Origin of the sequence: Ferranicluibacter rubi, assembly GCF_011603255.1 — a bacterium.
GTDB classification, from domain to species: domain Bacteria; phylum Pseudomonadota; class Alphaproteobacteria; order Rhizobiales; family Rhizobiaceae; genus Ferranicluibacter; species Ferranicluibacter rubi.
On record NZ_JAANCM010000007.1, the window covers coordinates 236,530 to 258,113 of the forward strand.

Here is a 21,584-nt window from a genome sequence, read left to right on the forward strand (position 1 = left end):
CTCCTATTTCTTAATGCAACATATATCGCATTAAGGACGGTATCATGAAAATCCATTGCATCCAAACCGGCGATGTCCAGATCAAGAGGCGTCACCAGCTTGCTCGCTTCCGAGCAAGGCCGGCGCGTGCGCTGGATGTCATCGTTGACGCTCACTGGTCTCCGCGCCTTCCAATCGGTTGCTGGCTTATCGAACATCCCGAAGGCCTCATCGTTGTCGATACCGGCGAAAGCTCTAACGCGAACGATCCCGGCTATCAGCCCTGGTGGCACCCTTTCATGCAGTTCTGCGAGCGTCGCCGGGTTGAACCTGAAGAAGAAGTCGGTCCAAGCCTACGGGCAATGGGCTTCGATCCGAAAGACGTTCGCTGGGTCGTGATGACCCATATGCATGGCGATCATGCTGGCGGGATCGGTCACTTCCCGAACAGCACTATTCTGCTTAGCAAGCTGGAGGCCGATGCAGCGTTGGCACGCACGGGGCCACTGACAGGCTACCTCAACATGCACTATCCCAAGTGGCTAAGACCTACGGAGATTGCATTCACCGACGGTCCTTGGGAGAGCTTCAATCGCAGCAAAACACTGACCGAGGATGGCAGGGTTCATATCGTCCCGACGCCGGGTCACACGGAAGGACACATGTCGCTCGTGGTCGAGTTGGAAGGTCACTGTGTCCTGATCGCCGGGGATGCGTCATACAGCGAAATGGACATGTTGCAGGGCAATGTCGATGGCGTGGCCTTCAGCGCCAGCGTGCATCATGACACGACAAAGCGAATGCGCGAGCTTTGCTGTCGCAGACCAACCATCACCCAGTTTGCACATGACCCGAACAGCGCTGACCGATTGTCTGAGCTGAGGTTTACCCGGATAGCTTGATGACAGACTTTGAAGGTCATTCGGCCTGTAGAGGCTCGGTGGTGAAATAGCCTGAAAACTCCGGCTTCTCCGCAACCGGCTTGCCGTTGATATCCTTGAGGATATCCGCTTCAAACAAATAGTTGCCGATCGACTCCATCTTGACCGGGTCAATCCGGCCGACGACGCCGGTGCTGGTGCGGAAATACTGCCCATCGATCAGAGCCTGGAGTGAGGCGCGCACCAGGCGGCGGTCGGTGAGAGCGTCGCTGTTGGCGGCGATCATCAGGTCGACGGCCTCATCGGGATAGGCGACCGCGAATTCGTAGCCTTTGAGCGTGGCTTGGGTAAAGGCCTTCGCGTCGAGAGGCCGGTTGCGCAGGAAGGTACCGCTCGATCCGATGAGTGTCGTATGCTGGTCGGGAGCGCCATAGTCGGCATAACGGAACGCGCCTTGCCTGATGCCTTCAAGCTCCGCCTTGACGCCCTCCCAGGTGTAGACTTCGAGTGTGAAATCGACGGCGCCGTTTTCCAGCGCCTGGTAGGCCGAGGTGCCGAGCGTAATCGTCTCGAACGTGCCCTTGCCGCCGTCATGGCGGATCATCGCGCCGATCAACGCATTTTCCCAGTCGCTACCGAACCCCCCGTAGATGAGCCCGTCGAGATCCCTTGGGCGTTGGATATCGGCGCGGTCGCCCTTGAAGACGAGCCGGCCGGTCTCGGTCTGCACCACGGCATAGGTCGCCACGAGATCGGCGCCGGCGGTATGTTGCGTGAACAAGCCGATCGAACCGACGATGCCGAAATCCGCAACATGGTTGGCGACAAGCGTCGCTGCCGACGTATCGGAATAAGGCAGGATCTCCACATTAATCCCGGCGTCGCGGTAGAAACCTTTTTCGCGGGCGACGAAGAGGCCGATATGGTTGGTGTTCGGCGTCCAGTCGAGCGCCACCGTCACCGTCTTCAGGGTCTGCGCACGGGCAGAAAGTGCGCTTAAGCCGAGGCCGGCAAGGGAAGCAAGTGCCGTACGGCGGGTCATGGTCGGGCGTATCGTGGTCGGGAATATCATGGCAATTGTCCTTCCTGAGGGGCGAGCAGGGTTTCGAGAATGGCGTTTTCGATCGCCGCCGCTTCGGCCCCGGCAGCGCCGTTGCGAAGTCGAGGACGGGTGAGCGGAATGTCGATGACCTGAATGAGTGTGGCCGGGCGGGGCGAAAGAACATAGATTCGGTCCGAGAGATGGACGGCTTCCCGGACATCGTGGGTGACGAGCATCGCCGTCCAGCGGCGGCGCATCCACATCGCCTCCACAAAGCGGTGCATCCCCGCCCGCGTCAGCGCATCGAGCGCGCCGAAGGGTTCGTCGAGCAGAAGCATGGAGCGGTTCTGGACCACGGTACGCAACAGGGCTGCGCGCTGGCGCATGCCGCCCGAAAGCGCTGCGGGATACTGCTGCTCGAAGCCGGAAAGACCGAATTCGGACAGGAGCGGCTCGACGCGCGTGCGGGCTTCGCGACGGCTCATGCCCTGAACCTCAAGACCGAGCGTCGCATTGTCGATGATCCGCCGCCACGGCATCAGCGCGTCGCGTTGCGGCATGAAGGCGAAGGGAGAGGATGCCGCTTCGAGCGGCAGGCCGTCGTATAGAATCTCGCCATGCGTGGGTTTCAGCGTACCGGTGAAGAGCCGAAACAGCGTGGATTTCCCGGCGCCGGAAGGCCCGAGGATCGATACGAATTCACCGGGCCTCACAGTCAGCGAGATGTCCTTAAGGACTTGAAGGTCCTTATAGCCGGCGGCGATGCCGGTGAGCTGCAGGCGCGGCGGGATCATGTGCCGGCCCCGAGGGATGGCCGTGTCCACGGCATGACCAGACGCTGAACGAAAACTGTCAGGCCGAACAGTGCAAGGGTGAGGACCGCGCTGACAAGGACAGCCGCCAGCACCAGGTCCGGCCTGAAATTGTTTTTGGCATTGAGAATGTAGATGCCGAGACCTTTGGCGGCACCCGCATATTCGGCAAAGATCGCGCCGACCACAGCATAGGTCATGGAGATGCGCAGGCCGGCAAAGAAATAGGGGAGGGCGGACGGTAACCGGGCGAGCAGGAACCGTTTCCATCTCGGTGCGCCCATCGAGGCCAGGAGCTGTTCGATCTCCGCTTCGGTGGATTCGTAACCCTGGGTCAGGGCGACCAGGATCGGGAAGAACGTCACGAGGGCGACCAGCATGATTTTCGGCGCCAGCCCGAAACCGAACCAGAGAACGATGAGCGGCGCGATCGCCACCAGCGGCAGGGTCTGGCTGATGATGAAGATCGGAAACAGAGCGCGCCGCACCGGGCGATAGAAATCGACCAGAACCGACAGGAGAAAGGCGACAGTCAGCGAGCAGGCAGATCCGAAGACTGTGGCCCGGATTGTCGGCAATGTGTTGTCCCAGAGCGGCTGCCGGTTTTGCCAGGCCTGTTCGAGCACGCGTGAGGGTGCCGGCAGGGTCGTCGGCGAGATGCCGGACAGTTGCGCATAGGCCTCCCAACTGACCAACAGCAGCGCGAGGGCGAACAGGGCGGGAAGGCCACGATAAAATTGGGTCAGCATGGAGCTTTCGAACCGATCCGTTGAAACAAATGACAGGCGTCAGAGCGACGTCGGACTATTCGCGGACACGGTGAGGTCGATGGTGACATGGCCTGCGGGCGGGCCGAAGCGGGTCAGCGCCTCGCAAACGGTGGCAAAGACCGAGCCCGCATCGCCGCTGAGCTTCGTGCAGAAGTTCTTCGACCTGTCGAAGACGCCGGACGATTTCAGAAAGTCGATGCAGCCGTAGATCTCGTCCATATGCTGGTCGATACCGAGCGTGTAGAGCGAGAATTGCGCCGCCACGGGCTGGCCGGACGAGGGCGCATTCGATACGGCGGTCATTGCCTGACGTTTCCGCTCAGCCAGTGGCGCTATCGGCCCGCTCAGTTCCGGCACCTGGCAGATCGGATCGTCCGGTTCCCCCGGGCATCCGCGCGAGATGGTCGCATGGAGCACGCAGTGCTTACCGCTCGCCGCAGCGGCCACGAACAGATCGCGCATTGCCGCGAACACAATGTCCGGCGTGCCGACGAGAAGTGTCGAGATGTCGTCCGTTTCGACACGCAACCGGTCCCGATAGGGATCGAGCGCGCCGAGCGCGCCCAGAATGACGCCGACGAAATCGTCGGTCATGGGATACAATGAAATCTGCGCGCCGGAAAACATCACTACCTCGCTCCGCTGGCATTATCCAGATCAGCTTAAGGGTCCATGATCTTGACGATCACATCTCAGCCCCGGCTATACGGAGCACCCCTGTCTTCCCGATTGATAGGCTGAGATTGGAAGCAGATGCAAGCGATATTGAAGCCGTGGGCGATATACCGGTGTTCTCTCGCCGGTGACGATGCTTGTGCAGATATCCTTGGGATCCACCCATTCGATGCGCCGCGCGGCCGATCCAGGCGGATTGCGTATCATAGCGGTTATGGCGTTCGTAGGGGTTATCTCGTCGCGAAGGAATCGGAATTTCGAGCCTTCGTTCAATGCATGCCCCGACCGCTCATCGTCAGCGTGGCATCTTGTTGAAAGGGCAAACATCGTCCTCGAAGGGGACGTGTCTTCGACGAAACTGCGCGCCCTCCACGATCTCAGGCGTGCTGATCCTGTCCATGCGGAAGTGGCGGAAATCCTCGCGGGCGGCATCCCAGGCCACGAGATACCAAAGTGGCGGCAGGATCAGCAGGGCCTGCGGTTCGACCTCGCGGTTGGTTTCTACGCCTTTGGCGTCGCGGTAGCGGAACCGCAAATGTAGCCGCTGGAGAAATGCCGTCTCGAAGGCGGGCAGCAGCGCGGAATCGATCAGACCCAGGTCCGAAACATCCTGCCTGGGTGACAACTGTCCGACATACAGGCAGTCGAGAAGCCGGCGCAGGTCTCGCACCTTGTCTGCCGGCAGTGCCCTCTCGATCTTGGCAAGCCCCGCATCTGCGAGATCGGAGAAGGGAAGGGACCGGGCCGCACGCATGGCCGCAACGCTGATGAGGAGCGCAAACAGCTCCGTCACGGAGAGCCGGGCAGTGGTCTGCACCGACTCTGGGTCGAGCTGAAGCCCGCCGCCCCGGCCGGATTCGGAATGGATGACGAAGCCCTGGTCACGCAGTGCTACGATGTCGCGCAGCACCGTTCGCCGGGAAGCACCAACCTCCCCTGCCAGGTCGTTAACCGTCGCGGTTCCGCTGCGCCGGAGGATGCGCACGATAGCGTCATGTCGGAAGCGAATGTTCATTTATGGATCCTGGCACATTCGGTGCCAGATTATGGCACCAATTTACTCTAGGCGGGTCATGGTAGCTCAACAAGGAGATTAAACATGACACTCCAAAACCAGACACCCGTCGCAAGCGCAACGCCGGTTATCATCAACCCTTCCCATCTGCACGACCCGACGCCGAGTGGCTACAGTACAGCTGTCATCACCCCTGCATCCGGTCGGCTGGCATTCATCTCCGGGCAAGGCGGGCAAGACCGGACTGGCGCTCTTTCTCCGGATTTTGCAACACAGGTGGAACAGGCTTACGCAAACCTTGCCGCCGTAATCGACGCGCTTGGCGCTCGCCTGGATCAGGTCGTGAAACTGACAGTTTTCGTGGTTGATCACGACATGTCGAAGCTGGGTGTGCTGACCGAGAACGTGATCCGGGTGTTCGGCGATAAGTTCCCGGCACAGACATTGATTCCAGTGCCAAGGCTCGCAATCGACCCCATGCTTTTCGAGGTTGAGGCCGTAGCTCTGCTGGATTAAGCGCTCGACCGACGCACCGACATCGCGTCGTGTTGAATACTCGCGAACACCCGGTCAGCGTTTTTAATACAGCGGGTGCCCTTTGCAGCTTGGCGAACTTGATCCACGTCATTATCGCGGCGACCGGACAGGTGGTGTCGGATGAGCCGCGACCCACCTCGATCTCTCGCCATACAGTTTTACCGCGCAAGGTAACCAGAATTCCCTTGTCGAGGATTTCGATCCAGCCGCGCCCATCTTCGGTCGGATCTGTTTTTAGATCGAGGCCGACGATCTCCGAGCGGCGTGGGCCGCCGGCGAATCCGATCAGGAGCATGGCGCGGTCGTGCAGGCCACGCAGAGAGCCGCGATCGAGTGTCTCGATTATGGCGATGATATCTTTGGTCAATACCGCTTCCTTTTGCACAGGTGGGCGGGCGCGGCTGTCTCGAATACCTGCCATCACCGTGGCAATATGTCGGTCCTTTCGATCAAGGGTGAGGTCGCGCTGGGCATAGTTCCAAGAGAGTGAGGAAAGGCGGCGTTCGATTGTGGACACAGAGTTCGGCGAACTCGCCGCCTTGACGTAACCCGGGGCGCGATCCGCAAGACTGGCGAGATGAGCCAACGCCTGGTCGACATTAAAGGGCAAATAACGCGCCTAGGTACGACGCGCTTGAGGGCATGCATAATGACCTATCACCCTGGTTTGAATTGCGGTCACCATGGTACAGATCGGTTATGGGATTCGGAGTTTTCATTCACCGCACGGATTCGATCTATGACGACAGCCCGGCTAAGCGATATCAGTTTCCGAGCCAGTATCTCGGCCGTGTCCAATCCTGTGTCGGAGACTGGATCATCTATTATGAACCCCGAAAGGTGGCGGCGACCCGCGGATATTTCGCCGTGGCCAAGGTCGCGCGAGTTATTGCAGATCCGAAAGCGCCCGGAATGTACTTGGCTTTGATCGAACCGGGCAGCTACCTTGATTTCGTCAACGCCGTCCCCTTCAGCGGGCCTGACGGCGTGATCGAGAGCGGAGTGCTCAACGAAGTGGGCCGGATTTCGGGACGGGCGCAGGCCGCAGTTCGGCCGATCTCGCCAGTGGATTTCAATCGCATTCTGTCGATGGGGCTGGCGGAAGATCAACCCGAGTTGCCGCGGTTCGGTGAGGCGACTGAGACGTCAGGGCCGAGTGGCTTCTCGGACAGTGCCCAAGCTCCTTTCATGTTCGAACAGGAGAGGGCGCGGGTCACGCAACTCTCTTCACGCATCGTTCGTGATCGCCTGTTTCGTCGTTTGATATTGCAAGCCTACAACAAGCGGTGTGCGATAACCGGCTTAAAGCTGATCAACGGCGGCGGCCGGGCCGAGGTAGACGCCGCCCACATCCGCCCGGTCGACGCGAATGGTCCAGACATCTTGTCGAACGGCATTGCCTTGTCCGGAACAGCCCATTGGATGTTTGATCGCGGTCTTATCGGCTTGTCGGACGAACTTGAGGTTCTAGTCTCACGCTATGCAAACGATCGCGACAGTATCCAGGGTCTCATCAACCAGACCCGAAGGGCGATCGTGCCAGCAGGTATTCACGAGCGCCCGCATCCCCAATTTCTACAATGGCATCGTGAGAATACATTTAAACATTAGCATGCCGGTGGTTTATATCCTTTCAAGGCGTCGGATCGAGTTGGATCGTCTTGAAGCTAGACCCTTTCGCTTAATGGTAGGCCACCGGTTGGACATCCATCAGGGCGGAACGGATCCACAGCATTCCGGCTGCTAAACTTCATATTCTTGGCAAGAACGGCGACCTTCTTAAATCTTGAGCTTCAAATGCTCGGAGACAACAAGCCCAGCCGCCCCACGCAACGCTGTGTGGCCTTCGCCGAGCCCGTTGCTGACGATGGTAATGTCCTGGTTGGGGCGTGCCAGCACGAAGCTGCGCACATGGCGCTCGATCGATCCAGACAGGCGCGCGCCTCCTGTGGCAGCGTCGCCATGCAGGATGTAGAAGTTGAGAGACAAGGTTTGCTGCAGATTGGCGATGCCGACTGCGATGTTGCGGGCGTAGCGATCGAGGATCTCTTCGGCGCGCGATGACCCACTTTCGGCATCTTCAACCAGACGCGCGCTCGTTACTGTCCCGGGGTCATCGAGACCCACTCGTTCCGCCTCTCGTCTCAGCCATGAAAGGGTGGCGATCGTCTCCCAGCAGCCTTGCTTCCCACAGTTGCATGCACGGCCATCGAGCTGGACGACGGTGTGGCCGAGTTCGCCACCGGAACCGGCAAGCCCCCTATAAACCTGACCGTTGATGTAATATGCGCCGCCCAGAACTTCGCCGGTGTAAATGGCCGCGAAGTTCTGTTGGCCGCGTCCCGGCCCGAACCATCGGTCTCCGACTAGGAGAGCGCGGGGATGGTGATCGATGACGACCGGCAACCCAAAATGCGCGCTGAGGATATTGGTGATCGGCAGGCCGGTCAGGACGGGCGCCAGACTGACGGTCACAATGACGCCCTTGTCGCTGTCGATCATGCCGCCGGCCGCGATCCCGATGCCGAAAGGGGGCTGGGTCGCCTGATCGAGCGATCGTGCCAGGGTTTCCGTCAGAATGCGGCTGAAATCCTCGACCTCGCCGTTCACATCGAAGGGCGCCTTCTCGAGCGCGGAAATCTCCCCCGTTAAGGTGACGAGGCAGGTCTGTATCCTGCCCGGAAGCAACAGAACGGCGGCGAGCATCGGAGCATCGCGGTTGAAGAACAGAGGGCGCGCTGGTTTCCCTCCCTGGACGGCCGAACGCGTGGCCTTGCCTTCAACAAGAAGTTTCTCCTCGATCATTGGCTGTACGATGCCGGTCACCGTCGTTCTGTTGACGCCGGCCAAACGCGCGAGATCGGCCCGGCTCGTCGGCCCGTTGTCGTAGAGCGCCTGAAGAATCCTGCCGCGATTGATGGCGCCGATATCGGACGGAGAAACGAGCATCATGGCCGTTGGCGTGGTTCCTTCGGAATCCGCCTCGGGCCTCGCGATCTCCGGTCTCGCCGACCGCAAGCCGTTCAGACTATTCCTGCTTTGGAGATCAGAAGCCACGGCATCTTTCCTGTTCAATCGGTACGGGCCCAAGGCGGCGTGCCATCTTCGTCGTATTATCATGAGAGCCGTTTGCGGGAATGGTTTTGGTTTGTCGTCGGCCGCTTCATGCAATCCTGCTCACAAAAACTCTCGGTCAACAACGTCACGATTGACATCTACCATAAGTTTGTGCGACGTACAAACATACTGCCTCGGAGAAGCGCAGGCAGATAAACGGGAACAACGGCGTAGACGACCAGCGTGCAGGAAACACGCAGGATGACGTATCGCGCCAAAGCAAACTGTGGAGAGAGACATGCAGAAGGATATGATTGCCTTATCGCGTCGGAACTTGCTCAAGGGCGTTTCTTCGGCAGCCGTTTGCTCCGGCGTGCTGGGCGCACTCGCTGCCTCACGGGCGCAGGCGCAGGACATCACCAACGTTCGTGTGCTCTCGGTGGAAGATCCCTTCTTCTTCTCGCTGAAGGCGATGCTGCCTGACTTCGAAAAGGAAACGGGCATCAAGGTCGAGCTAGAAAGTCTGTCCTACGATGCGCTCCAGGCGCGCCTGGTCTCCGCCTTCGTGGCCAACACCTCGGATGCTGATGTCATCGCCGTCGACCAGATGTGGCTCGGACAGTACCTTGACAATGGCTGGATCGTCTCCCTGAACGATCACATCGCCAAGGATCCCGATATCGATCTCGCCGACTTCATCCCTGAGGTCCTCTATTCGTCCAACATGTGGCGTGGGCAAATCGCGACGCTGCCAGTCGCGGCCTACGCGCAGGGTGTGATGTACCGAAAGGACATGTTCGAGGCATTGGGTGTCGTCGCGCCCCCTACGGAGACGTCGGATGCCTGGACCTGGACCGCCTATATCGACACGCTCAAAAAGCTCGAAGGCAAGACGTTCAAGGACGTACCGGTATTCCCGACCGTCGTCTGCGGTTCGCAGCCGTCACCGATCGTTCATATGTTCACCCAGATCTCAGCGAGTCACGGCGCCTCCTGGTTCAAGTCCTTTCCTGCCCAGCCATGGGATTTCGAGCCGATGCTTTCCGGCCCGGCCTGGGAAAAGTCGATCGAGGTCTATCGCGAGCTCTACCGGCTGTCGCCGCCCGAAGCCATCAACTACGTCTGGTTCGATGCCGGTACGCGGTTCGCCAAGGGCGACATCGGCATGTTCTACTGGTGGACGCCGTATTTCTACCTGATCAAGAATTCGGGCTACATGACGGGCAGCAAGTCCTCGGTGATGGACGTCTATGCGACCGCGGCGCTTCCCAAGGCCGAAGGAATAGCGCAGACCATCAGCGTCGGCGGTTGGAGCCTAGGCGTTCCCGCCAGTTCCGCCAAGCAGGCGGCAGGCTATGCTTTCATCAAATGGGCGACCTCCAAGGCGACCCAGAAGAAGATGGGGCTCTGGCCCGACCTCAACTACCAGTTCTCCGACTTCGGGCGCGCCTCGCTTTACGAGGACAAGGACCTGAAGGCGGTCTATCCTTATCTCGACGTGCAGTACCGCATGATGAAGCAGGGCAATGGCAAGGTCACGCGACCACCCGTTCCCGGTTACACCGCACTCGAAAGCGTATTCGGCCTGACGCTGAACCAGCTTCTCACTGGGTCGGAAGCCCCGGCTCCCGCGCTCGAGCGCGCCAACAGCCTTTTTGCCAGCATCCTCAAGGGAAACTTCATGATCCCCTACCAGAAGGAGAGCTATGACGACACGCTCGACGGCGCTAAGGCCCTGATCGGCAAGCTGGCCAACAGCTGACGCCTGTGCGTGCCGCCTCTGTCTGCTTCCCTTGAAGCGGGCAGGGGCATCGGGAACCCTGACACAGGACGTTGAGATGACGACGATAACGGCCCACACGCCGGTCGCTACTATGACCGGACGGCGAAGCTTCGTTCGCAGAAACCTGCCCTACCTGCTGATCGCGCCTTCGGTCATCATGCTGCTGGTGCTGATCGCCTATCCGCTGCTATTTGCGCTTCGTTCCAGCTTTTATTTCTGGAACCTGCAGATCGGGCCCGAGCCGCAGGCCTTCGTCGGCTTTGACAACTACGTGCAGGCCCTGAACGCCTTCGACTTTCAGGCGGCTCTCACCAATACACTGTTGCTCTCCTTCGTGGGAACGGCGCTCGAATTCGCGCTCGGCCTATCGATCGCGCTGATCTTGCTTCGAGCACTGCCAGGCATGAATGTCGTGCGGGCATTGCTCATTCTGCCCACGACGATCGCTCCCATCGTCGTGGGCTTTTTATTCCGCTATCTCTACGACCCCGGCGGTGGCCTTCTAACCTGGGTGCTGACGTCCATCGGCATTCCAATTCCCGCGGTCGGTCTTCTCGGCTCACCGTCCACGGCGCTCGCCGCCGTCCTCTTCGCCGACATCTGGCAGTGGACGCCCTTCTTTGCGATCGTTCTCTATGCCAGCCTTCTCTCGGTGCCGGAGGAGATCATCGAGGCGGCACGGCTCGACCGGGCCTCGGCCTGGACCATCCTAATGCGGATCAAGCTGCCGCTGATCAAGCGCACGGCCATCATCATCGTCATGCTCCGGTTCATGCAGCTCTTCAACACCTTCGACACGGTGCTCGTGCTGACGCGCGGCGGCCCAGGCACTTCCACCCGCACGCTCGGCTACTCGCTCTATGAGCAGGGTCTGATCAACTTCAACATCGGCCTTGTGAGCGCCATGACGTGGATCACCGTTCTCATCGTCAACATCATCGTCGCCCTCTACGTCTTCTTCGCCTTCCGAAACGAGGAGTGGTGACATGCCCTCAGCAAAGAGTAGCCTCTACACGATCCTGACCTATGCGGCGGGCCTCCTGTTCCTCGCGGTGTTCATCGGGCCGATACTTTGGTTCATTGCGCTGGCCCTGCGCCCGCCTGAAACGGCCTTCGCCATGCCGCCCCAATTCACGTTCACACCGACGCTGAACGCCTTCCGTCACATCCTGGTCGATCCCGGCACGAACGCGCCTCAGCTCGTCAACAGCCTGGTCGTGGCCATCGGCGCCGTGCTCCTCAACCTGCCGTTCTCGATCCCCGCAGCCTATGCTTTGTCGCGGTTCAAGCTGCGTGGCAAGAAGAACATCATGCTCTGGTATCTCGGCCTGCTGATGGCGCCGCCGATCGCCTTCCTTATCCCGTATTTCGTGCTGATGAACCGCATCGGCCTTACCGGCTCCTACCTCTCCATGGTGCTCGTGCTGCAGACCATGACAATTCCCTTCTCGGTCTGGTTGATGAAGAGCTTCATCGACGAGGTGCCGGCCGAACTCGAAGAGGCGGCCCGAATGGACGGTGCCCGCTGGTACACGATCATGTGGCGCATCACGCTACCGATCGTGCGCCCTGGCATCATCGTTACCTCCATGTTCGCTTTCGTGTTTGCCTGGAACAATGCGGCCTTTCCCCTCGTGCTCAGCGCGCGATCCACTGCCACACTTCCCGTAGGCACCCTCGGCTACTTCGCCACCAGCGGAGTCACCTGGAACTACATCGCCGCGGCCGCAGTGGTCGCGATGATCCCTCCGATGATCATCTTCCTCGTTTTCGACCGCTACGTGGTTCGAGGCCTCACCTTTGGTTCGGTGAAGGGCTAATCGGCCACCATTTTGGAGTAGACCTGACATGACCAAACTGAGAATGGGCGTCATCGGCGCCGGCCTTTGGGGCACCAACCATGCCCACACCTTCAACGTGCTGCCCGAGACGGAACTCGTCGCCGTCTGCGATATCGACGAAGGCCGGGCGCAGAAGATGAAGGAAAGCTCCGGCGCCGCCTTTGCCCTGACGGACTACGAGGCCCTCGTCTCACGCGACGATATCGATGCCGTCTCCGTTGCGACCCCCGATTTCACGCATACGCCGATCATCCTGGCGGCGCTAAAGGCAAACAAGCATGTGCTGAGCGAAAAGCCGCTCGCGACCACCGTGCGCGAAGCCGAGAAGATCGTCGAGGCGGCGGCAGCCTCCAGAGGCAAGCTGATGATCGATTTTCACAACCGGGTGAACCCGATCCTGGCGCAGGTTCGCACCATGGTGCAATCGGGCGAGATCGGCGTGCCGCGGCATGGCATGGCGCGCCTGTCGAACACAACCTTCGTGCCGTTCGAGATGCTGAGCTGGGCCGCGAAATCCTCCGCCCTCTGGTTCCTTGGCAGCCATCTTGTGGACGTCCTGCGCTTCATCCTCAATGACGAGGTCGTCAGGGTCTATGCTGTTACGCGCGACGGTGTGTTGAAGGCTGGCGGCGTCGATACGCGCGATTTTCACCTCTGCATTCTTGAATTTGCCGGCGGCGCGGTCGTCACCATGGAGAACAGCTGGATCCTGTCACCCGACAACCCGTCGCTCGTCGATTTCAAGCTGGAACTGGTCGGTGATAAAGGCCAGATCCAGGCCGATCCTACCCATAACGGGGGCTTGCGCCGGATGGTTGAGGGCGGCCTGCGCTATTCAGACTATATCGGCATGACGCCGACCGGCGAGACCCGCATCGGCGGCTTCGTTCTTGAATCCATTGGCCGCTTCGTCGATGCTGTCGTGCGCGATGCGCCGCTCCTCGCCGATGCAATGGACGGCCTGGCCAACACCAAGGTTCTCGCCGCGATCGAAGCGTCCGCAGCCAGCGGCAAGGCCGTCGACATCGCCTGATCCTTTTCTGGACCGCTGCCTCGATCTTCGGCGGGGCACGGTCCTACCCCGACACACAAGGAGTAACCTCAATGGCATCGCTCGCCTTCGACCGGGTCGGAAAGACATATCCGGATGGAACGGTCGCCGTCTCCAATGTGAGCTTTACGATCGAGAACGGCGAGTTCGTTGTCCTCGTCGGTCCCTCCGGCTGCGGAAAATCAACGCTGCTGCGGATGGCCGCGGGCCTCGAGATGCTCAACAGCGGCCGCCTGATCATGGACGACCGCGACGTTAGCCATGTCGAGCCGCAGGATCGCGATATCGCGATGATATTCCAGAACTACGCCCTCTATCCGCACATGACGGTCTACGAAAACATGGCGTTCGGCTTGCAGCAGCGAAAGATGCCGAAGGCGGAGATTGAACGGCTGGTGCGTGAAGCAGCTGAAATGCTAGACCTCACCCGCTACCTGCAGCGCAAGCCGGGGGCGCTTTCTGGCGGGCAGCGGCAACGCGTTGCGATGGGTCGCGCCATCGTCCGCCATCCCTTAGCTTTCCTCATGGACGAGCCTCTGTCCAACCTCGACGCGAAACTCCGTGTCCAAATGCGCGGCGAGTTGAAGCTCCTCAACGAGCGGCTGGGGGTCACCACCCTCTATGTGACGCACGACCAGGTCGAAGCGATGACCATGGGCGACCGCGTCGCCGTGCTTAAGCCCGTGAGTGACGCGACTGAAAGCAATCTGCAGCAGATCGACACGCCGCAGATGCTCTACGACCGTCCGGCGAACCTCTTCGTCGCCGGCTTCATCGGCTCGCCGGCCATGAACTTCGTACGCGTCGATCTGTCGAGCAGCGGCGCCGGGCTGACGGCGACGGTGATCGGAACGGGCACGCAGATCACCGTGCCCTTGAACACTGCCTTGTTGAACTTCGCAGGACGCCAGGTGATCATGGGGATCCGGCCGGAAATGTTCCGGGTCTGCACGCCGGAGGAGGCGATCTTCAACGAGGCCGTTCCGGTTGCCGAAGCGCTCGGGGCGGATACGTTCGTCTTCTTCGACATCGCGTCGCCACCGGTCGATGTCAATGATACCGATGAAGCGGGGACATCGAGCAGCAAGGGCAAGAACCGGCTCGTCGCGCGCATTCCACCGGCAAAAACGCCGCGCCCGCGCGAACGCCTTCCGCTGACGGTCGAGCTTGAGAGTCTCCACTGGTTCGATCCCGCAACGGGTCTTGCCATCCGATAGACCGGGCATCCGACCCTGACCGACACTGATATCATCCCCGACAGGACGCTGCCATGAACGACGAAACCAACCCGTTTTCAACCACCGACCCTGACCGGCACTCTATCTGGGAAATGCTGGTGCGCCAGGACATCGAAGGCTTCGTTGCACAGGACTGGACGATCTTTGGCGGCTTCTTCCGGAGGGATGGCTTCTGCGGCCTCGATGCCGAAGGTTCGCTTAATCCGAAAGACTGGTGGCTACGATTTCCCACAGTTGATTCCTATCGGACGGCGTGGCTTGCCGATGCCAAGCGCGCCGCGGAGACAGCCTATGCTGAAGACCGGCGAAGCGCACTCTATCGTGCGACCACTATGCGCGACGTGACCGTGCAGGGAGACACGGCCATTGCGCGCAAGACGTTCGACGACGGCATCGCGCTTCACGGGGGCGGTGTCCAAAAGCTGAATTGGCAGTCAGTGTTCTTCTGCGCGAGAAGCGAACAGAGCTGGATGATCACCGGGTTCATGGGCTTCATGGCGTTTGATTCTGTCTCTGAACAAAGTTACGCGTAGTTTGCCATGAGCGCCGCCGCTTCTAAAACGTAGCGAACTCTGCATCACCCAACTGATCGCGCAAATTTCCACACACTCATTCAATTGGCCTAAATCTCTTGGTGCAGAGTTCAGGTCGGCGGAGGTGTTGCCGAGCCGCAATTCTTTGGTGTGTCACAGGTTCGAATTCCGTCAAGGCGTAAGCTGTATCATGGGCCTTGTCGCTATACCTTTAGGCGGGCTGGCGTTCTCCAACAGGCGGCTATATCATCTCGTTTCGTTATCTTTGCTGAGATTCAATTTCGGACATGATTTGCAGTAGCCGAGTTCAGGTGTGAAATATCTCAGGCAGCAAATCCGGCGCTGGCGCACGGCCGCTTCTGCTTCGACAATGTAGCGGACGGGCTCGAATAGGGGATTGGGCTTTCCGTCAGGTAAGAGACGATTTGCCAGGATAGCGTTCGCCTCACACAGCGCGGGATGATCCTTGCCAAGCAGGTCTGCCGCTCGGCAGAGAACGTTCTCAAAAACATTTCCAGCGTTGCTCCACAGGACTTTCCGGGACAAGGGCAAAACGGAGGCCATGGCATCGATAACAGGGCGCAGGTGTCCTTCCACGAGAAATTCGAAACGGCCTAATGTCTCTCCTGTCGGCCTTCGGAGGCCTCCCGATGATGACAGATCGAAACCACGGACGGCGCCGTCCGGGGAAAGGTGCAGCCCGACGGTCTCGACGGAAAGCGGGAGTTGCCAATCGAGGAGCAGGGAAGGTAGGAGCGTGCCGGGCAGGAGTACCGAGAAATAGGTCTTCGACCATTGTGTCGCGACGGCGCGGGGGTCGGGTTCGGGCCAGCGCTGCGAGAAGCAATCCAACATGTCACGCAGCGCCTGCGAGGCGAAGAACGTCTTTAGCGGCAGTTGCGGCGCGGGATTGACGAAGAACGCCTCGCCCAACGCGGCAAACGGCCCCTTGAACAGGTGCGCGAGCTCGGCGATCATCGGCGGCCTCGCCGGGCCGTCAAGCCATAGAACAGAGCACCGACGACGCTGGCGACCAGCCCTGCGGGGACTTCCCAGGGAAACGCGATGATGCGGCCGATCCAGTCGGATGCGGTCATCAACGCAGCGCCGGCGAGCATAGACCCGGCGGCCTGTGCCAGCGGGCGCCGAACACCCATCAACCTGACAAGGTGTGGAACGACCAAGCCGACAAAGGTAACCGGACCGATGATAACGGTGGCAGTGCCCGTTAGAACAGCGACGAGGACGATCAAGACGAAACGGGCGCGTTTGATCTCGATGCCAACAGACGTCGCAACGGCTTCTCCGAGTGGCAGCATGCTGAGCCAGCGCCGTGTCAGGGGCAGGACGGCCAGGACCGCCAGGAGCACAGCCAAGGATGTCAGGGCCTCCCGCGAACTCACGGCATAGGTCGACCCGGATAACCAACCGATCAGGCGTGTCACTCTGACATCCCCGAAGTAGATGGCGGCAGACAGAAGCGAGCCACTGAGCGCGGTGATGGCTAACCCGGTCAGCAGCAGCTTTTCAGGTGCATAGTTCGATCTGCGCGCAAGCCGCAAAGCCAGGACAAGGAACAGCAAGGCGCCGGTAGCGGCGATCACCATGGTCTGCGTCCGGCCGAGCGGCGGCAGCAGGGCGATCACCGGCAGCATGACGAGCGTTGCGCCCGAGGACACGCCGATCAGTTCCGGGCTCGCCAGCGGATTGCCGGTCATGCGTTGCATGAGATACCCCGAGAGCGCGATCATCCCGCCTGCGCTGAGCGCTCCCGCGGCACGCGGCCAGCGCCACGGAAGCAGTTCGAAAAACGTGTTGGCCGTGGTCCATGTGAACCCGTCCGGTGTGCGTCCCACCGTCAGGCTCAGAATAACGGTTATCATCAGCACCACGAACACGCCGAACAACATGCCCGGCGTGGCACGAATACGAGCCGGCACATTCACATTGAGCACCCGCCCCTTCTTCGCTCCCGTACGGCCGGAATGCAGCAGGATCAACAAGACGGGCGCAGCAAAAAGCGCCGTGATCGTGCCTGCCGGAATGGCCATCAGTCCTTCTGCCAGTTGAACCGATTGATCCGTCAGCAAAAGCAATGCAGCGGAGAGAAACCCGGAGAGGGCCATGCGGTGCGTAAAGCGGCGTGCACCACAAAGTCTGGCGAGCGCCGCGCCGGCCAGCCCAACGAACGCGAGCAGGCCGATCTGCGCGGTCACCACCGCAGCGGCAACGGCGGCAAGACCGACCGCTGCCAGTCTCGCTGCAGTCGGCGAGAGACCGAGGCTCGCAACAGCAGCGTCATCGAGATCCAGCAGCGTCAATGGTTTCTTGAGGAGCAGGATGATGCCCGTGAGCGCAACGAGGCAGACGGTCAAGGTTTGGGCGACCTGCCAATTGTCCTGCACCAGCGATCCGGATTGCCAGAGCAGCAGGTCCGCAAGCTCGTCGTAGTGGCTGAGGATCAACATCGAGGTGACGGCGTCGCAGAGCATGGCGAAGACGAGGCCGTGGAGGATGAGGAAAAGCGGCGAAAGCCCCCATCGCATCGATAGGCCGAGCACGATGACGAGGGCGAGCAGCGATCCTCCAAGGACCGGCACGGCAACGCTGCCTGTAAAACCGGGAAGGAAGATCAGGGTGCAGGCGACCGCGAGGCGACTGGAGGAAAGGAGACCAATCGTACCAGGCTCCGCGAGCGGATTTCCCAGACCCTGCTGCATAAGCGTGGTCGACAGTCCGAGCAGTGCACCGGCTACGAGCGCGACGACGAAGCGAGGCAACGTTCCATAGAGCAGCTGCACGGTTTTGAGTTCAGTGGCGGGCGCCTCGAAAAGACGCGAGGCACCGGCCTGTCCCGTCACGCTGATGTAGACAACGAACAAGAGAAGCCCCAGCCCGAACAGAATGCAAGGCAGAAGCATCGAGCGGCTTCCGGTGGGTCCAGAAATCGTTTCAGCCATCGGCAAGCGCTGCCAATTGTACGCCGAGTTGATCTGCGAAGCGTTCGGCCGAGCGCAGGCCACCGCTTGGATAGATGACGGGCATCCGGATCACGTGGCCTTTCTGGACTGCGGGCAGGGCAAGCCAGAGCGCACTTGACTCAAGGCGCTTGAGCGCCACGTCGGTTTCCTCGCCGCGATCGAAATGGACGATCACCGCATCGGGTTCGTCTGCAAGGCGAGACAGGGGCGCATTGGTTACACCGGCCGCATTCACGCGGCCGGAGAATGCGTTGCGCAGTCCGGTCCGACCCGCGACGTCACCCAACATGCCGTTTCCGCCGAACAGCGCGATGTTGCGCCCGTCGCGGCTGAAGCGGCAGATATAAATTGCCCGTGAAAATGTCCGCAGCCGCGACCGCGCGGTCCGTATCGCTTCATGTGTTGCGGCAATCGCCTCGACGGCCCGAGCTCCCCGACCTGTCAGCTTCCCTAGGTCGGACAGCAGTGTCTCGCAATGTGTCAGGGCCGGCGCTTTGCCGGCAAAGACCTTGATCGGCATCAGCGGGGCGATCCGCGCCAATGACTGGAGGTTGGGCGCCTGCCAGTCGGCCACCAGTACGCGGCCCGGTGCCAACTGCTGCAGATATTCCAGATTGGGTTCGTTGAGAGGGCCGAGATCCATGACGCCTTGTGGAAGGATCGGGCTTGATACCAGACGGCGGTAAAGCGGGATGTTCGCCACCGCGATCGGTATTTCTCCTAGTGTGAGCAGGAGTTCGGTGATCAGCAGATCCAGGCTGACCATCCGTGCCGTGTTCATTTCCGCGTAAGACGAATGGCGCGACAACATGACGGTGGGAGCGGCGAGGGCCGCTCCCAGAATGTCACGTCGGGTGATCCGCATTCGGACTACCACTTGTAGGAAAGGCTTGCCGAAACGCTCATCGGTTCGCCGAAACGGCAGCCATCGATGGCAGCGCAGCTGACATATTCGCGGTCGAACAGGTTGCGAGCGTTGACCTTCAGGTCGAGCCCATCCAACTTGGGGTCGAACTTGCCCAGATCGACAGTCGCCAGCGCGTCGAACAGGACGTAGCCGCCATTGTCGATCGCGCTGTCGGTCAGGTTTCTCTTGCCGATAAACCGCATGCCGCCGCCGACCCGAACGCCTTCCAGCCCGAGATCATCGAGGCCATAATCCGCCCAGAGCGAGAAGCTATGCTTTGGGACAAGGGCGACCTGTTCGCCCACTTCGGCGGTCTTTGCACTTTGCGTGATCTCCGCATCCGTGAATGTATAGCCCGCAACGAGACCCCAGTTTCCAACTTCGCCACGGGCTTCCAGTTCGAGGCCGCGCGACTGGACCTCGCCGAGCTGGTATGCGTTGCCCGTCGAGCTATAGGAAACCACGTTCTTTTGGTTCAGGTCATAGATGGCGGCGCTGAACTGGAGATCGGTACCGACAGGTTGATAACGAACGCCCGCCTCGTATTGCAGGCCTTCGTTTGGCTTGAGCGCGCTACCCGTGAGATAATCCGAGCCGACCTGCGGCAAGAAGGACTGGCTGACGTTGACGTAGGGGGCGACGCCGTTGTCGAACAGATAGACGAGCCCGGCACGACCGGTGAAAGCATTGTCCCGCTGATCCGTGACGACACCGGTCTGATAGCTTTTCGTGGTGCTGTCGGCCCAGTCGTGGCGTCCGCCGAGAAGCAGAACCCAGTGATCATCGAACTTGATCTGATCCTGCAGATAGATGCCGTACTGGTCACCGAGACTGTCGGATCCGCGATCAACGGCATGATTCACATTGGGGCTGCCGGTGCTGACACCGGTGTTGAGGTCGAGCGTGCTGTAGCTTGCGCCGCGATAGCGGTGGCTGTCATAGGAGCGGCGGTAAAAGTCGAGGCCGCCCAGAACCGTATGTTCGGCACCCAGCGCATCGAATGTGTATTCGAGCGAATTGTCGGATGTGATGCCATAGGACGTTTCCGCACGTTCGGAGGCCAGCCGTGTCATGATCCCCGATGCACTGATGGGCGTCACGTTCGGCATCATGTAGTTCCACTGAATATCGGCGTGGAAATACCGGGTAGAACTCCGCAGCTTTACTTCGTTGTCGAACGTGTGCTCGAAAATGCCGCCAATCGTGTAGGTGTCGGACTGGTAGGTGTCGAAATCGTCGATACCGGTAAAGGTGTTGCGGGAGATCTTGCCAGACGTGATGTCCGTCAGGAGGTATGGCGGCGCGAAGCGGGTATCCACATGCTGGTAGCTGCCAAGCAGCGTCAGCGCTGTTTCGTCGTCCGGTTTCCACGTCAGGGCAGGAGCGATGTATTTCTTGTCATCGGGCGTATTGTCGACCCAATTGTCTGCATCCCGGGCAAGGCCGGTCAGCCGGTAGGTCAGGACGCCCTCCTCATCGATTGGCCCGCCAAAATCGGCAGAAATCTGTTTCCTGTTGTCGGTTCCGTATTCGAGATTGACCTCGTGCAGGGGCTCGGCGGTCGGACGCTTGGAGATGGCGTTGACGACTCCGCCGGGTGCAACCTGTCCGTAGAGGACGGAGGACGCGCCCCGCAGCACCTCCACACGCTCAAGCCCGTAAGGCTCCTGACCACCATCATAGACGTTCGACTGGAACTTCATGCCATCACGCAAGGTACCGGTATTGCCGCTTGCTGTATTAAAGCCACGGATCATGAAGTCATCGACCATGCGGCTGAACCCGCCGGATTGGGTCGTGACGCCTGGCGTGTAGCTCAAGGTGTCGGAGAGGGATGTCGCGCGCTGGTTGGCGATCTGGTCCGCCGTCACCACGCTGATCGACTGCGGTGTTTCGATGATGGGGGTATCGCTCTTCGTGCCGGATGATGAGCTTTCGGCACGGTAACCCTCTACCGGCTCGTAGGCGCCACCCCTGCCAACAACGTGGATCGTCTCAAGCACCGTCGCTTCGGAGTTCTTGACGGAGCCCGTTACAGGCTCTGCACCCAGAATGGTGACCGCACCGCTGGCTGTAAAACTATAGTGCAGGCCGGAGCCTGAAAGCAGCGCCGACAGCGCATCTTCCGGCGTCAGCGGTCCCTTGACGGCCGGGGCCGAGACGCTGGAGGCGATCGCGGTGCTGTAGGCGACCTGAACGCCGGATTGCTGCGAAAACTGGCGCAGGGCACGCGACAGCGATGATGCCTGGATGTCAAACGCCCGGGTCTGGTTGGTTTGCGCCTGTGCCGGACTGCCCATCCCGGCGTTCGCCAACCCGGCAAAGCCAATCGTCACGCCTGCCATCAGCGCGGGCAACAGCCTCATTTGTCCTGCCTGCCGCGGCCTGCCATTTCCAGTGTTCCTCATTCGATCACCCCTATGCACACGTCATCTCGCAAACACCGGCATTCTACCGTGTTCGAAATCTTGACGTATGAGAG

General features: G+C 60.3%; 19 protein-coding genes and 1 pseudogene. 9 read left to right on the top strand and 11 right to left on the bottom strand.

What is annotated here, in order from left to right:
• The first annotated feature begins 44 nt into the window (after positions 1-44).
• Positions 45-881, top strand: coding sequence for an N-acyl homoserine lactonase family protein (locus G8E10_RS15495; protein WP_281517604.1), 837 nt, complete (start codon positions 45-47; stop codon positions 879-881).
• A 16-nt stretch (positions 882-897) separates the two neighbouring features.
• Here the strand turns inward: G8E10_RS15495 and G8E10_RS15500 are convergent, their stop codons facing one another.
• The 5 genes from G8E10_RS15500 to G8E10_RS15520 all read right to left on the bottom strand — a co-directional run bounded on the left by G8E10_RS15500 (position 898) and on the right by G8E10_RS15520 (position 5,174).
• Positions 898-1,932 (bottom strand): ABC transporter substrate-binding protein, encoded by a 1,035-nt coding sequence (locus tag G8E10_RS15500; protein ID WP_281517605.1) that lies wholly within the window; start codon positions 1,930-1,932, stop codon positions 898-900.
• Entirely contained in the window at positions 1,929-2,696 is a 768-nt protein-coding gene (locus G8E10_RS15505; protein ID WP_167129959.1) for an ABC transporter ATP-binding protein, read from the bottom strand. The genes G8E10_RS15500 and G8E10_RS15505 overlap by 4 nt, the downstream gene beginning before the upstream one ends.
• Entirely contained in the window at positions 2,693-3,463 is a 771-nt protein-coding gene (locus G8E10_RS15510) for an ABC transporter permease (RefSeq protein ID WP_167129960.1), read from the bottom strand. Before G8E10_RS15510 ends, G8E10_RS15505 begins: the two co-directional genes overlap by 4 nt.
• Before the next feature lie 39 nt (positions 3,464-3,502).
• Entirely contained in the window at positions 3,503-4,111 is a 609-nt protein-coding gene (locus G8E10_RS15515; RefSeq protein ID WP_110802660.1) for a YkoF family thiamine/hydroxymethylpyrimidine-binding protein, read from the bottom strand.
• Positions 4,112-4,454: 343 nt separating this feature from the next.
• Positions 4,455-5,174, bottom strand: coding sequence for a helix-turn-helix transcriptional regulator (locus G8E10_RS15520; protein WP_167129961.1), 720 nt, complete (start codon positions 5,172-5,174; stop codon positions 4,455-4,457).
• 84 nt (positions 5,175-5,258) lie between these two features.
• On the opposite strand from G8E10_RS15520, the gene G8E10_RS15525 reads away from it, so the two are divergent.
• Entirely contained in the window at positions 5,259-5,690 is a 432-nt protein-coding gene (locus G8E10_RS15525) for a RidA family protein (RefSeq protein ID WP_167129962.1), read from the top strand.
• Here the strand turns inward: G8E10_RS15525 and G8E10_RS15530 are convergent.
• Positions 5,671-6,267, bottom strand: a pseudogene (locus tag G8E10_RS15530) (site-specific integrase); the annotation flags it as partial. The gene G8E10_RS15525 and the pseudogene G8E10_RS15530 sit on opposite strands and share 20 nt — an antisense overlap.
• A 143-nt stretch (positions 6,268-6,410) precedes the next feature.
• Between G8E10_RS15530 and G8E10_RS15535 the strand changes: the two are divergent.
• Positions 6,411-7,322: an HNH endonuclease gene (locus tag G8E10_RS15535; RefSeq protein WP_167129963.1), complete on the top strand. Its 912-nt coding sequence runs from the start codon at positions 6,411-6,413 to the stop codon at positions 7,320-7,322.
• A 168-nt stretch (positions 7,323-7,490) separates the two neighbouring features.
• On the opposite strand, the gene G8E10_RS15540 is transcribed toward G8E10_RS15535, so the two are convergent.
• Positions 7,491-8,768 (bottom strand): ROK family protein, encoded by a 1,278-nt coding sequence (locus G8E10_RS15540; protein ID WP_425530848.1) that lies wholly within the window; start codon positions 8,766-8,768, stop codon positions 7,491-7,493.
• Between the two features lie 298 nt (positions 8,769-9,066).
• Here G8E10_RS15540 and G8E10_RS15545 point away from each other — a divergent pair, with 298 nt between their 5' ends.
• From G8E10_RS15545 to G8E10_RS15570, 6 genes are all read left to right on the top strand, one after another.
• On the top strand, positions 9,067-10,530 hold the full coding sequence (locus G8E10_RS15545; RefSeq protein WP_167129964.1) for an ABC transporter substrate-binding protein: 1,464 nt from the start codon (positions 9,067-9,069) through the stop codon (positions 10,528-10,530).
• Between the two features lie 112 nt (positions 10,531-10,642).
• Entirely contained in the window at positions 10,643-11,536 is an 894-nt protein-coding gene (locus G8E10_RS15550; RefSeq protein ID WP_343289814.1) for a carbohydrate ABC transporter permease, read from the top strand.
• 1 nt (position 11,537) lies between these two features.
• Complete coding sequence (locus G8E10_RS15555; protein ID WP_132449427.1) at positions 11,538-12,371, top strand: carbohydrate ABC transporter permease; 834 nt, start codon at positions 11,538-11,540, stop codon at positions 12,369-12,371.
• A gap of 28 nt (positions 12,372-12,399) precedes the next feature.
• Entirely contained in the window at positions 12,400-13,425 is a 1,026-nt protein-coding gene (locus G8E10_RS15560) for a Gfo/Idh/MocA family protein (RefSeq protein WP_110802667.1), read from the top strand.
• Between the two features lie 71 nt (positions 13,426-13,496).
• On the top strand, positions 13,497-14,660 hold the full coding sequence (locus G8E10_RS15565) for an ABC transporter ATP-binding protein (RefSeq protein WP_110802668.1): 1,164 nt from the start codon (positions 13,497-13,499) through the stop codon (positions 14,658-14,660).
• 53 nt (positions 14,661-14,713) lie between these two features.
• Positions 14,714-15,214, top strand: coding sequence for a hypothetical protein (locus G8E10_RS15570; RefSeq protein WP_281517606.1), 501 nt, complete (start codon positions 14,714-14,716; stop codon positions 15,212-15,214).
• Positions 15,215-15,460: 246 nt separating this feature from the next.
• Here G8E10_RS15570 and fhuF read toward each other — a convergent pair whose 3' ends face one another.
• Genes fhuF through G8E10_RS15590 form a run of 4 tightly spaced genes read right to left on the bottom strand, consistent with a single transcriptional unit; the run spans position 15,461 to position 21,468 of the window.
• Positions 15,461-16,192, bottom strand: coding sequence for a siderophore-iron reductase FhuF (fhuF, locus tag G8E10_RS15575; RefSeq protein ID WP_132449425.1), 732 nt, complete (start codon positions 16,190-16,192; stop codon positions 15,461-15,463).
• Positions 16,189-18,135, bottom strand: coding sequence for a Fe(3+)-hydroxamate ABC transporter permease FhuB (gene fhuB / locus G8E10_RS15580; protein ID WP_167129965.1), 1,947 nt, complete (start codon positions 18,133-18,135; stop codon positions 16,189-16,191). Before fhuB ends, fhuF begins: the two co-directional genes overlap by 4 nt.
• Before the next feature lie 31 nt (positions 18,136-18,166).
• Entirely contained in the window at positions 18,167-19,060 is an 894-nt protein-coding gene (locus G8E10_RS15585; RefSeq protein WP_110802671.1) for an ABC transporter substrate-binding protein, read from the bottom strand.
• A gap of 5 nt (positions 19,061-19,065) precedes the next feature.
• The gene (locus G8E10_RS15590; RefSeq protein WP_165917063.1) at positions 19,066-21,468 is read right to left on the bottom strand and encodes a TonB-dependent siderophore receptor; all 2,403 of its coding nucleotides are present in this window, start codon (positions 21,466-21,468) and stop codon (positions 19,066-19,068) included.
• Positions 21,469-21,584: the final 116 nt, after the last annotated feature.

Bases quoted from the DNA above. Each gene is read 5' to 3' on its own strand.
- G8E10_RS15495 (WP_281517604.1), top strand. From the start codon at position 45: ATGAAAATCCATTGCATCCAAACCGGCGATGTCCAGATCAAGAGGCGT.
- G8E10_RS15500 (WP_281517605.1), bottom strand. From the start codon at position 1,932: ATGATATTCCCGACCACGATACGCCCGACCATGACCCGCCGTACGGCA.
- G8E10_RS15505 (WP_167129959.1), bottom strand. From the start codon at position 2,696: ATGATCCCGCCGCGCCTGCAGCTCACCGGCATCGCCGCCGGCTATAAG.
- G8E10_RS15510 (WP_167129960.1), bottom strand. From the start codon at position 3,463: ATGCTGACCCAATTTTATCGTGGCCTTCCCGCCCTGTTCGCCCTCGCG.
- G8E10_RS15515 (WP_110802660.1), bottom strand. From the start codon at position 4,111: ATGTTTTCCGGCGCGCAGATTTCATTGTATCCCATGACCGACGATTTC.
- G8E10_RS15520 (WP_167129961.1), bottom strand. From the start codon at position 5,174: ATGAACATTCGCTTCCGACATGACGCTATCGTGCGCATCCTCCGGCGC.
- G8E10_RS15525 (WP_167129962.1), top strand. From the start codon at position 5,259: ATGACACTCCAAAACCAGACACCCGTCGCAAGCGCAACGCCGGTTATC.
- G8E10_RS15535 (WP_167129963.1), top strand. From the start codon at position 6,411: ATGGGATTCGGAGTTTTCATTCACCGCACGGATTCGATCTATGACGAC.
- G8E10_RS15545 (WP_167129964.1), top strand. From the start codon at position 9,067: ATGCAGAAGGATATGATTGCCTTATCGCGTCGGAACTTGCTCAAGGGC.
- G8E10_RS15550 (WP_343289814.1), top strand. From the start codon at position 10,643: ATGACCGGACGGCGAAGCTTCGTTCGCAGAAACCTGCCCTACCTGCTG.
- G8E10_RS15555 (WP_132449427.1), top strand. From the start codon at position 11,538: ATGCCCTCAGCAAAGAGTAGCCTCTACACGATCCTGACCTATGCGGCG.
- G8E10_RS15560 (WP_110802667.1), top strand. From the start codon at position 12,400: ATGACCAAACTGAGAATGGGCGTCATCGGCGCCGGCCTTTGGGGCACC.
- G8E10_RS15565 (WP_110802668.1), top strand. From the start codon at position 13,497: ATGGCATCGCTCGCCTTCGACCGGGTCGGAAAGACATATCCGGATGGA.
- G8E10_RS15570 (WP_281517606.1), top strand. From the start codon at position 14,714: ATGAACGACGAAACCAACCCGTTTTCAACCACCGACCCTGACCGGCAC.
- fhuF (WP_132449425.1), bottom strand. From the start codon at position 16,192: ATGATCGCCGAGCTCGCGCACCTGTTCAAGGGGCCGTTTGCCGCGTTG.
- fhuB (WP_167129965.1), bottom strand. From the start codon at position 18,135: ATGCTTCTGCCTTGCATTCTGTTCGGGCTGGGGCTTCTCTTGTTCGTT.
- G8E10_RS15585 (WP_110802671.1), bottom strand. From the start codon at position 19,060: ATGCGGATCACCCGACGTGACATTCTGGGAGCGGCCCTCGCCGCTCCC.
- G8E10_RS15590 (WP_165917063.1), bottom strand. From the start codon at position 21,468: ATGAGGCTGTTGCCCGCGCTGATGGCAGGCGTGACGATTGGCTTTGCC.